This window comes from Cystobacter fuscus, assembly GCF_044360685.1.
Classification (GTDB): Bacteria; Myxococcota; Myxococcia; order Myxococcales; family Myxococcaceae; genus Cystobacter; species Cystobacter fuscus_C.
Window position 1 is genome coordinate 1,451,462 of sequence record NZ_CP043491.1, and the last position, 11,467, is coordinate 1,462,928.

The window sequence follows — 11,467 nt, forward strand, 5'->3', positions numbered from 1 at the left end:
GCTACGGGGAGAGTGGAATCCAGGCGGAGGCCGCCTCCAGCCGGCCACTCACCGCGTCCAGGCGGACGAGCTGGGCCCCCTGCACGCCCACGCGGCGGTTCACCCCGAACGTCACCGGGGGCGTCACCCCGGTATCGAAGTCTCGCAGCTCCTCCAGCCGGAGCATCAGGTCCGCGCGCGTCACGTCCGCGCCCGAGCGGCGCAAGGCCTCCACCAGCACACGTGACGCCGCATACGCGCCGAGCTGGAAGGCCACGTGGCGCGGGCGCAGGTGGTGGCGCTCGAGGAAGGCGGCGAAGGCGCGCAGGTGTTCCTCTCGCGCGTCCACTCCCGGTGGGTAGACGAAGAAGACGGGGAGCGGGCCGCCCGTCACCGACGAGGGCTCGGCCAGGCGGGCCGGGGCGTACACGCGCGTCTCCAGCTTCCAGGCCTCCAACGTCTCCAGCAGCGCCTTCAGCCCCGCGGCGGGGCCGGCATAGAGGATGGCGGGAGGCGGTGTCTGGCGCAGGCGCTGGAGCGCTCCGGGCTTGGCGGTACCGTCCTTCAAGGGGAGCTCCACGGGGGCGGGCAGCTCGCGCCGCAGGGCCTCCTCGCGCGCCGCGCGGGCCCAGGCGAGGCCCGCGGCGTCTTCCGTCCGCACCACCGCCAGGGCGTGGTGGCGCAGCAGGTGCTCCTCCTCTCGCGCCAGGTGTTGCACCACCAGGCGGGCCTGCGTGGGTTCCTCGGGGTAGAGGAAGAAGATGGGGCTGTCGCCGCCCGCGGCCTGCTCGCCGATGGCGATGGGGAGCACGAGGGGGACCCCCTCGCGTCGCAGCAAGGCATCCGAGTCGGGCGAGCCCTCACGCGGATTGCCCACCAGGGCGAGCACTCCCCGCTCCAGCAACCGCGTGGTGGCGTCCCGTCCTCCCGGGGCGGGTGCCGGTCCATGGAGCGCCGAGTCGTCCTCCACCACCAACTCCAGGCGCCGCCGGAAGATGCCTCCCTCCGCGTTCACCTCCTCGAAGGCGGCCCGCAGCACCTGGGCCACGTCCTGTCCGGCCTCGCCCAACCGCCCCTCGAGGGGCAGCGCCGCGCCCACCGTGAGAGTGGTGGGGGTGATGCCGGGGTCGGGTGTCTCGCCCAGCTTCTCCAGGTAGGCGAGCAGCTCCTCGCGCTCGGCCGGCCCGAGTACGTAGCGCGGCATCGTCGTCCCCAGGGGACGGCCGCTGGCGGAGAGGCCCTCGGTGACGGCGCGCATCAGGGTGTCGCGTCCATACGCGGGGCGCGAGCGATCCTCCACGTCCACGGAGGCGCGCGGACGCGGATGCCGCAGGGCCTCGGGGCGGATGTCCGGCACGTCCACGCCGCCTTCCTGGCTGCCGCGCCCGGACGGCGTGTGACAGCGCGCGCACGCGGCCACGGAGCCGCTCAGCTCTATCCGCTCCGGCCCGAGCAGACCCACGAGCGGGGTGTCCCGGGCGCTCATGCCGCGCTGGAAGAGACTCCTTCCCCTCCTGGCTGTCTCCGCATCCCAGGGCGCGGGGGGCGCCTCCTTGCGGCAGGCGGCTCCCAGCAGCACCGCCAACCCCACCACGAGCACCCCGTGGAGTGCCCTGCCTCGCGGGCCCCTACCGGGGATCATCCAGGTGCTCCACGGTGTACACGAGGTGATCGACGTCCGACATGGCGGCGGCCTTCACCCACATGCCCGTGGCGGCGTCACCGATGAGCAGGGTGGAGCTGTGGGTGCCAGGCTCGTTCGTGTAGCCCCCGAGCTTCTTGAGCACGAGGGAGACGTTCTCGGGGGCGCCGGTGAGGAAGTACCAGCCGGGCCCCACGTCGAACTTCTTCGCGAAGCGCGCCAGCGACTCCGGGGTGTCGTTGGCGGGATCCACGGAGAGGGTGATCATGGTGATGTCCTTGCCCACGCGGCCGCCGAGCTTCTTCTGCACCTCGGCCAGGTGCCTCGTCATGGGGGAGCAGATGCCCTGGCACGAGGTGAAGGCGAAGTTGATGAGCACCTTCCGGCCGCGGAGGAGATCCTCGTAGAAGCGGTGTGTCTTGCCATGCTGGTCCACCAGCTCGGTGTTGGTGAAGTAGCGGGCGGAGGCGGGATCGAGCTCGGGGGAAGGCTCGGAGGCGGCGCGGACCTCGCGAATGCCCTCGAGGATGGCGGAGGCCGAGCCGAGTCCCTCCACGCGCAGCCACTTGTCCGCCGTGGCATCGCCCACGAGCACGAAGGGCCGGTGGGCCTCCTTGTCCGAGGTGTAGCCGCCCAGCGCCACCAGGGCCTCCTTCACCCGGGCCGGCTCGCCGGTGAGGAAGGACCAGCGGGGCCCGGGGGCGAAGGGCGCGGCGAATTGGGCGAGGCGCTCGGGCGTGTCGTTGGCCACGTCCAGGGTGATGGAGATGAAGCGCACGGGGTTGTCGGGCCCCAGCTCCTTGCTCACGCGCGACAGGGTGGCCGTCATCGGCGAGCAGATGGTCTTGCAGCGGGTGAAGATGAAGTTGATGGCCACGGTCTGACCACGGACGAGATCGGACCACAGCCGCACCTGCTGGCCGTACTGATCCACCAGGGGGACGTCGGGCACCTGGAGGTGGAGGAAGCGCGCGTCGGGAGCGGGGACTCGTGCCGTGTCCTGCGCGAGCGCCGGAGCGGTGAGCAGCAGCAGCAGGGCCAGGGCCTGGCGGAGGGCGTTCTTCATTGAGGGGCCTCGGGGGAGGGGCGGGCGGCCAGCGCGGGCTGGACGCTCAAGGTGAAGTGGGGGAGGACGCCGAAGGGGGCACCTCGGCCTTCCACGCCCACGAGGAGCTGGTACTGGCCGGGCTCGGAGGGGGAGACCTCGATCTCGAACAGCCCCTCCTCCACGCGCCGGGGCGTGGGCCGCTGCAACCAGCGTCCCGAGGGCGGGCGGAACATCAGCACCCGCACCTCCTCGGCTCGTACCGGGCGGGAGTCCTTCGCGTCCGGCAGGGGGCTCAGCCGGAAGCGCAGCGGGGTGGACACGCCCGGGGAGAGGGGGGTGGAGGGATTGAATTCGGGAGTGAGCGCGAGGGGCCGCTTCTCCGAGGCGGAGACGTCCTCGGGGACGTCCCGGACCTCCCACTCCAGGCAGGCCACGGTGCGTGGGTTGTCCAGGAGGAAGTACACGTCATACGGGCCGTTGTCCCGCACCACGGCCTCGGCGGTGAAGACGCCGGGCTCCACCTCGTGCAGCGAGCGATCCAACACCAGGACGGCCTTGGGCTCGCGGCCATAGTTCAGCAGGCTGCCTCGCGGCGCCATCATGCCCTCGCTGTAGAGGAAGAGGGCGCGGTCCGCGGTGCCCGCGATGATGGCGCTGTTTCCCTCGGGCATGACGGCGAAGGGCGGGGCGCGGCCCAGCCCCCTGGACTCCGAGGGCTTCTTCTGACCCATGGCCACCTGGGCGACGGAGGGCTTGCCCTCCCTGGCCAGCGAGGCCAGCTCGATGAGCGACACGCGCGCGTCCTCGGTGTTGCGCACGTAGGCGTAGGCGCTGGTGAAGAGCAGTTGATCCGGCTGGGAGAAGCCGGTGAGGGTGTGGGCGAGCTGGTTGGAGGCCGCGTCGAGGACATCCACGCGGTCCCCATGCGGATAGAGGACGAAGGCCCAGCGGCCGGAATTGTCGAAGCGCAGCGGGCCGGGCGAGGGCGCCAGGGGAATGCGGCGTGCCACCTCGCGGTGGGTGGTGTCCACCACCAGCGCCTCGTGGGTGCGCTCCTGCACGGCGTAGAGCGCCTTGGCCACCTCGCTGTAGGCGAGGCTGCCCACGCCAGGGCCCACCTCCATGCGGCCGGTCTCCTCGAGCGAGGACACATCCACGGCCACCAGTGCCTCGCCCTCGGAGCTGGAGATCCACGCGGTCCGGCCTCCGTCACTGAAGGCGAAGGCGTGTCCGCCACCGCCCACCTCGAGCGTGCGGAGCACCTGGTAGGAGGCCGTGTCGATGACGGACACGGTGCCATCTCCCTCGTTGCCCACCCAGACGGTGCGTCCGTCCGGGCTGACGGCCAGGCGGCCCGGGTTCTTCCCCACGTGCACGTTGCGCACCACCACGAAGCGGCGCAGGTCCACCACGGACACCGTCCCGTGCACGGGGATGGAGAGGAAGAGCGCCTTCATGTCCGGTGGCAGCGCCCAGTCCGCGGGCTCGCCTCCCAGCGACACCAGGTTCTGCAGCTTGGTGCGGTCCAGGGAGATCTGCGGATCAATGACCGACAGCGTCTGGTCATGGTTGAGGGTGAGGAAGAGATAGGAGTTGAGGTTGGCGTCGGCCCGGGCGGCCAGGAAGCCTCCCAGGTACGTCTGGATGCGCTCCTTGCAGGTCGCCTCGTCGGGCGCGGCCTGTCCGCGTGCGCGCCGGTTGAGCCACCCGAGGGGGCGGACTCCGCGCAGGGGCTCGCCGGTGCGGGGATTGGTGAGAGCGAAGCGCGCGGTGCCCTCCAGGGGCGTGCCGCGCTCGGCGCCGGGGATTCGGGCATGCAGCCGCAGATCGAAGCTCACGGCCACGTCCGGACGCGTCACCGTCACGGAGGGCTGTGCGGGCAGGTCCACGGGCTCGGGACGGGGCACCGGGGGCGGCGCGCCACGGTGTGACAACCGCCATCCCACGAGGGTCACGAGTGCCGCGAGCACGACGCCCACGGAGAGGAGGATGAGCTTTCGCATGGAGAGGGATTGCTTCAGGAGGAGGGGAGGGCGGCGCGGGATGCCGGTGGGCCCCGCGCCGCCCCGGAGAGACGAGAGAGGACTACTGCACGCGGAGCACGCCCCAGAGTCCGCCACCGCTCCACTCGTAGCTGGTCACGTCGCGGTAGAGGTAGTCACCTGGAGCCTGGGAGATGCCGCCCGCGCCATACAGGGGGTTGATGTTCCAGGACTCCATGACGGACATGCCACTCTGGCTGGAGATGATGTTCGAGGTGGCATTGGAGCCCATGCGCAGGGACGAGGCTCCCTGGGCCCACGCATTGGCCTGCCACTCGGCGCCGTGGAGCGCGAAGGCGTGCTGGCGCGCGTGTCCCGAGGGATGTGCCACGCGGATGCGCAGCGGCTCGCCCGCGTTCGCGGTGAACAGGGGCGTGGCCGGATCTCCGTGGACCGAGGAGCTGAGCAGGTCGCCCAATTCCTGATCATTGACGTCATTGGGATCCGTCTGGGGCGGCAGGCCCAGCCGGGCCCACAGCGGCTCGGTGTGGTAGTTGAAGGCCTTCTGACCGGAGTCCTCGGCGTCGTCGGTGTCCCCGATGTTGCACAAGGCCGTGCCGCTGTTGCGCGGCTTCGTGTCCCAGAAGCGCTCCTGGCTCGAGTGCAGACCCAGGTCATCCTGGAAGACGAGCACGAGTTCGCGGAACGTCTCCGTCCGGACGGCCTTGTCGTCGTCGTCGTCGTCCTCGTCGTCGTGCTGGCCGCCACCCACCGGGTACTTCACGCGGGCCTGGGCGTCGGTGCCCACGTCCGTGGTCCAGATGGCGTTGGGCGGCTCGACGATGAGCGCGCCGATGCCGCCGTGCATGCCGTGGTTGACCACATCCGCCATGTTGCGCAGGTTGACGATGCCGAACTCCACGGGCGTGTAGACGCCGCGCCGCGTGGCCGACCCGTGGCTGTAGCTGCGGTAGTCGCCCATGTACCAGCGGTAGGTCCGCTGGCCGCCGGGAGGCACCGTCTGGAGGGCATTGAGGCCCACGTTGGCGCCGTCGTCCGTGTTCACGTCGTAGTGGACGAGCTGCGGATGCAGCGAGACGTGATTGGAGGGCGTCACCTGGTTGACGTTGAAGCCCGGGGTGATGGGCGGCTGATAGGCCCACTGCGGCGTCTTGCTGAGCTGGGCGGGCAGACGGTTGGTGAGCACCACCTGGAGGCACTCGCCGGCCCGGGCGCGCAGGATGAGCGGCTCGGGCTGACGCGTTCCATCCTGGAGGCTCGTCAGGTACTCGTCCCGGGCGAACAGGATGGCGTCGGGGTCATAGAGGCCGTACTTGCTGTTGTAGACGAGCGCGCCTCCCGGCAACCAGTGGGCCGCGTCGATCGCGGACACCCGGTAGAGGCGCACCGCGCTGCCACGGGGGCACGCGTCCACGGCGGCGGCCTTCTGGCCGAACCTCCCCTGTGCTTCCGCCGCCTGCACGAGCCGGGAGTCGAGCTGACGCATCTTCTCGGGATACGTCATGGCGTACTCCAGCTTGCGCTCCTTGACCTGCCGGCCCGACTCGTCCACCTCGTAGGAGCGCTGGAGCGTCTCCTCGGTCTCCGGATTCATCCTGCCGAGCACCGACTCGGTGGGCAGCTCCAGCAGCGGCGCGGGTGCCCAGGTGCTTCCCTGCGTCCGGAAGGACAGGGCGGAGGAATCCATCGTGGAGAGCTCCGCGGCTTGGAGCGCCAGGTGGCCCAGGGTCTTCTCGCCCGTCTGCTTCTTCTTGTACGTGCGCATCAGGCCCCACGCGCCGTTCCACAGGTCGTCGGTGGCGGCGCTCTGGTACATGTAGTCGGCGGTGTCGTAGGTGCCGCCGAGCGCGGGCAGGCCGTTGGTCAGGTTGAACTCGAAGTGCTCGGAGATGCCCACGGCCTGCGCGTTGCGGTAGCCACTGTTCGGGTCCGCGCCCTCGCGCAGCCACTTGGTGCCGTGGACGGTGAAGGAGTGCTGTTCCTCCTGGGAGCCCTGGATGAGGCGGATCTTCACCTTGTCTCCCTCGTAGCCGCGCAGCAGCGGGGTGTACGGGTCGCCATGCAGGTCCGAGCGGAAGACGTTGGCCATGTCTCCCCGTTCGTCCGTGCGCTGCGTGCGCTGGGCGCAGCTCGCGGTGCGCTGGCCGATGCGCAGGGGGATGGGCTCGTTGCGGTAGTTGATGGTCATGGTGCCCGGGTCCGTGACGCTGATGGCCTCGGGCATGGGGGTCGTCTGGAAGGCCACCGTCGACGGCAGCTCCCCCTCGATGTGGTTGGGCGGGTTCACCGGCTGGCCGCACTCGTCATAGGCCGGGACGAAGTCGGCCAGGGCGAGCGCGAACTCGCGGAAGCTGTTGGCGGGGTCCGCCGTGAGCACATCCGCCTTCCAGCTCGTGGGGCCACCATCGCTCGAGCGCGTGCCGTAGAAGACGCCCGTCTCCGGGTTCCTCCACTTCGAGCCCTTGGGCTCCACGAGGAGGGCGCCGTAGAAGCCGTGGTGCTGGTGGCTGGAGGGCCCGAAGTGGTCGTGCGTGAAGACCGTCTCGATGGGGCGCTCGCGGCCCTTGGCGTCGGCGAGCGGATCCGCCCACCAGCGCTGGGTGCTGGTCTGCGCGCCCATGACCCCCAGCCGCGGGTGCATCCGGGCCGCGAGCTGGACCCGTGGCCCCAGGGTGTCCACCGTGCCATCCGCCGCGAAGGCGCCGCCCGCGGCGGAGATCTTCTCGATGCGATGCAGCACTTCCTGGAAGGAGAACGTCCCGTCCTCGTAGTTCCACCCGTTGCCCGCGCCGTCCGCGGACATCACGTCGAACTTCACCAGGTGGATGTGCTGCCCGACGGTGTCCGTGGGGGTGTAGACCTGGAAGTCGTCCGCCTCGAGCTCCTTGGGCATGAGGTTGGTGGGGTAGAAGTTGATGCACTCCCCGGACTCGGCCCGGAAGAAGAAGGGCTCCGGAGGCCGCAGCCCCTTCTGGGTGTCCGCCACGTCGCCATCGAGCACGATGAGGCGCGCCTGCCGGTCGTGCCAGCCCTCGCGGTTGATGTTCTGCATGTCGATCTGCACGTAGCTGGCGCGGTACTCGCGGCGCGGAGCGGAGGCGGGGCAGGGGTCCGCGAAGGGCGCGCCCGCCACGGGCTTGCGGCCGTTGACGTAGAAGAAGCCCCGGGCGCCCGTCGCGGTGTAGGCCGGATAGGCCGCGACGATGTCGCTCGTGTAGTAGGGCCTCGGCACGTGGCTGGCGCCGGGGAACTCACCGCCGTGGAAGGACATGGCCTTCTTCTCCAGGGTGGTGCCGTCCTGGGGCAGCAGCTTCACGTCCAGCGCCTGGTGGTCCACGTAGAAGCGCTTGCCGGGCTGGCCATAGGTGGAGGTCCCGACGGCGGCGGTGACGATGTGGCGCGGCAGTCCGCCGTCCTGCTCCAGATCCAACGGGGGCTGGGGCGGGCGGTGGCCGGCCTTGCCCGCGACGTAGAAGGGGTAGCCCGGGAAGGCGGGCCGGCGCACCTGCTTGCCGCTCGCGTCGGTGATGACCGAGTCCGCGTAGGTGGGCATGGGCGGCATGGCCCGTGACGGAATGGGGATGACGGCGGGGTTGGGCGTGCCACCGGAGATCTCCCCATCCGGCAGGTGGCGGTCCTGCGTGCCGGCCTCGAAGACGTCATGCACGCGCCAGAGCGCCCACATGCCCTGGGCGAAGTGCGGGTAGAGGTGGCAGTGGTGGATGGAGTCGCCCGGGGTGAGGTTGCGGTTGCCGGAGCCGCCGTAGTTGATGTCGTAGGTGAAGGTCGCGCCCGGTCCGATCGTCTGCGAGTCCAGGTAGTTGGAGTTGTCCTCGCCCGGGCTGTACTTCCACTGGTGGGCATGGAGGTGGAAGACGTGCGTCTCGGCCGGGCCCGCGTGGATGTTGCGGATGCGGACCGGATCGCCCAGGTAGCTGTGGTGCACGTTGGAAGGGTCATCCGCGTAGAGCGCGCGCACGGCGTTGCCCTGCCAGTCCTTCTCCACGTTGAGGGCGGGATCTCCATTGGCCCAGGACTCGAGGAAGAACTCCTCGAAGGCGCAGTCCGCGCACTCCTTGGTGGGGCCCACCTTCGCCCGGTTGGCCATCAGCTCCGCGCCCAGGCCGGCCACGCCGTAGTTGATGCCGAAGCCGTCGCGCACGCCGTGCAGGGTGGGGTTCCACTCCAGCTCGTCGAAGGCCTGAACCGCCTTGATCTCGTCGTGGTAGATGGCGGTGATTTCCCGGAAGTGCCCCTGGTCCTTCGAGGTGAAGGTGCCCACGTTGGTGTGGGCGTAATCGGTGATGATGGCCTCCAGGTCGCCGTGCCAGATCTCGTTCGTCTTCGTGTCGAGGATGTTCAAGAGGGGCCGGTCATTGGCGTCCCTCGCCTCGTAGTTGATGAGCGGGGTGCCATCCGGGTTGGACAGGCGGTTGCCCTGGGCGTCCTTGCGCGTCGCCGCCTGGAGCACCTCGGCGGATACCTTGGAGCGGTACCACTTCGAGCCCGCGGGCTCCACGTTGACGGCACCGAAGAGTCCCTGGGCGGTGGAGCCGCCGTCGCCCTCGCCGCCAAAGGTGGCGCCCATGCTGTGCATGAAGAAGACGCCCTCGTGGTCCGCGTAGAGGGTGTACGTGGCGCTGCCGCCGGGCGCCACGAGGGTGCTGGGGTTCTTGCCCACGTTCGCGCCGTCGTCCTGGATGCTCAGGTACTGTAAGCCCTGCACGTGCACCGAGGCCCGGCGGGTGAAGGGGGAGTCCTCCTTGTTGGCGGTGTCGATGTCCCCTGGCTCCTCGCCCTCGTCCGGCTCCTCCTCGCCCGGCTCCTCCACTTCTCCGGGCTCCTCACCCTCTCCGGGCTCCTCCACCTCCGGCGCGGCGCCGAACCATTTCCCGCCCACCGCGTGCCCCGTCACCAGCGAGGCCAGCGGATTCCACGACTCCGTGGGCAACCACGTGGGCAGCATCTTGCGCACCATCCCGAAGCCCGCGGTGGGCTGCGCCACCTGGCTGGGGGTGGGTTGGGATTGAGCGGGGTTGGGAATCTCCGCGCGCGTGGGCGCGAGCCAGTTGGTGAACTGGATGCGCAGACAGTCCCCGACGTTGGCGCGCAGGGTCAGCGGCCGCGGGCGCTTGTCCAAGCGCAGCCGCGCGTTGCCGGGCCCGATGGGCTTGGACGCGTCGATGGCCTCCACGTCCCGCTTCAGGGCGTACATCATCCCCGAGGGGTTGTACGCGCCGAACCGGTTGTAGGTGTAGACCTGATCCAACGCCACCACGTTCGCGGTGAGGGTGCGCACGCACGACACCCGCGTGCCCACCGCGGGCGCTGGCACCACCAGGGGCATGTCCCGCGAGGCCATGGGCTGGAGTCCGGAGGAGACCGCCTCCTCCTGTCCGGTGCCGGTGGTGTCGCCCTGGCAGGCCAACCCCACCGCGAATAGCGCGGCCAGAAGCGCCCGGTGTGACACCGGATGCCGGTTGGGCCGCCATGCCCTATCGAGTCTTTGTCGTGCCGACATTGGTTCCATCCTGAGTGAGCCGTGTACCCGCCATTCCTGAGAGCTTTCTCAAGCTGAGCGTCTTCTTGGGAATGTGTCTCTTCGGAGAAAACCCTTGCAGGCCATAGCAAGTGCTTTCCTGGCGACAGTGAGTGGCGGTGAGTCATTAAGGAGATCAAGCCAGCGAAGTAAAGCCTGTCCGTAACCACGCGAACTCACTGGCAGTGGAATCAGGCGCGCGGCCCTGGCTGAGAGTTCTCTGAGAAATGACCCTGCTGGAATGCCCCAGCTCCATCCAGAAACGCACTCGCCGGCTGAGAATCCTTTCAGGATTCCCGCCGGCGTCTGACTTAAAAAACTCTCAGAATTCCCCTCGGGGGAGCACAGCCCGAGAGGAATTTTGGAGCAAACCGCTAGTCTTCGCCGTCGCCATCGCTCTCGTAGACGGGATCCGGCACGTCATACCTGCCGTGGACCTGGTTCTGCGCCTGGCAGTTCTTGGTGCACGGGGTGGCGGCGGGGGAGTTCTCCACCGCGTCCTCTCCCAGCACGCCGCCCATGCGGCCACCGGACGTGACACGCCAGACCGTCTCGTGCTCATCCTGGACGAGCTTCGCGGCCACCTGAGGGCTGTCCTTGCCGCGGATCAGATCCAGGTTGCCGAAGTTGATCTTCCCGGTGTAGGGATTGGTGAAATAAAACACGTTCGGACCCAGGGTGTGGACGAAGTCGATCGTCCCCGTCTCGGTGGCCCACTCGGGTTCCATCTGGAAGATGCCACCCTGGGCGCAATCACTGGCCTGGATCTTCATCTTGAGGCTCTGACCCTCGCGGATCAGCCGCACGCCACCGTCCTTGTTCTCCACCCGCATGGAGCTGCCATCGAGCGTCGTCGTCCCGAGGATGGGCTCCTTGCGCGTGAAGAGCATCGTGGTCACCCCTCCCGTGATGTCCAGGGGGTTGTTCGAGGCCTTGAGCGTGTAGTTGTAGACGGCGAACGTCGAGACATCGATGTCGAAGTCGACGTAGGTACCGCGTACCTTGAGAATGCCATGCGAGGGCAGGCTCTGGCTGGGAACGTCGACCCTGTTTCCCCCACCCTTGCTCTTGGGGATGACGAGGGGCGAGCCATTGGGCAGCGTCAGGGCGAAGCCGCCTCCCGAGCAGGCGGTCGAGTTGGCGGCGTGCGCCGTGGGAACTCCGAACAGTGCACAGACTCCAAGCGAGAACAGCGCGCCCAGGGCGCGCAGTCGGATCGAGAGATGCATGGGTGTGTTTTTCCGGGGGGATTGTTG

At 69.2% G+C, this 11,467-nt stretch carries 5 protein-coding genes; all 5 read right to left on the bottom strand.

The window, feature by feature from the left end; translation table 11 throughout:
- Position 1 precedes the first annotated feature (1 nt).
- The 5 genes from F0U63_RS06095 to F0U63_RS06115 all read right to left on the bottom strand — a co-directional run bounded on the left by F0U63_RS06095 (position 2) and on the right by F0U63_RS06115 (position 11,440).
- Positions 2 to 1,621, bottom strand: a complete 1,620-nt coding sequence (locus tag F0U63_RS06095; RefSeq protein WP_395844642.1) for an ABC transporter substrate-binding protein — start codon at positions 1,619 to 1,621, stop codon at positions 2 to 4.
- Positions 1,608 to 2,687, bottom strand: a complete 1,080-nt coding sequence (locus tag F0U63_RS06100; protein WP_395844644.1) for an SCO family protein — start codon at positions 2,685 to 2,687, stop codon at positions 1,608 to 1,610. Before F0U63_RS06100 ends, F0U63_RS06095 begins: the two co-directional genes overlap by 14 nt.
- A complete protein-coding gene (locus F0U63_RS06105) occupies positions 2,684 to 4,672 on the bottom strand; it encodes a YncE family protein (protein ID WP_395844646.1) in 1,989 nt (662 codons plus the stop codon). The genes F0U63_RS06100 and F0U63_RS06105 overlap by 4 nt, the downstream gene beginning before the upstream one ends.
- An 82-nt stretch (positions 4,673 to 4,754) precedes the next feature.
- The gene (locus tag F0U63_RS06110; RefSeq protein ID WP_395844648.1) at positions 4,755 to 10,193 is read right to left on the bottom strand and encodes a copper oxidase; all 5,439 of its coding nucleotides are present in this window, start codon (positions 10,191 to 10,193) and stop codon (positions 4,755 to 4,757) included.
- Between the two features lie 392 nt (positions 10,194 to 10,585).
- Complete coding sequence (locus F0U63_RS06115; protein ID WP_395844650.1) at positions 10,586 to 11,440, bottom strand: hypothetical protein; 855 nt, start codon at positions 11,438 to 11,440, stop codon at positions 10,586 to 10,588.
- Between the last annotated feature and the right edge of the window lie 27 nt (positions 11,441 to 11,467).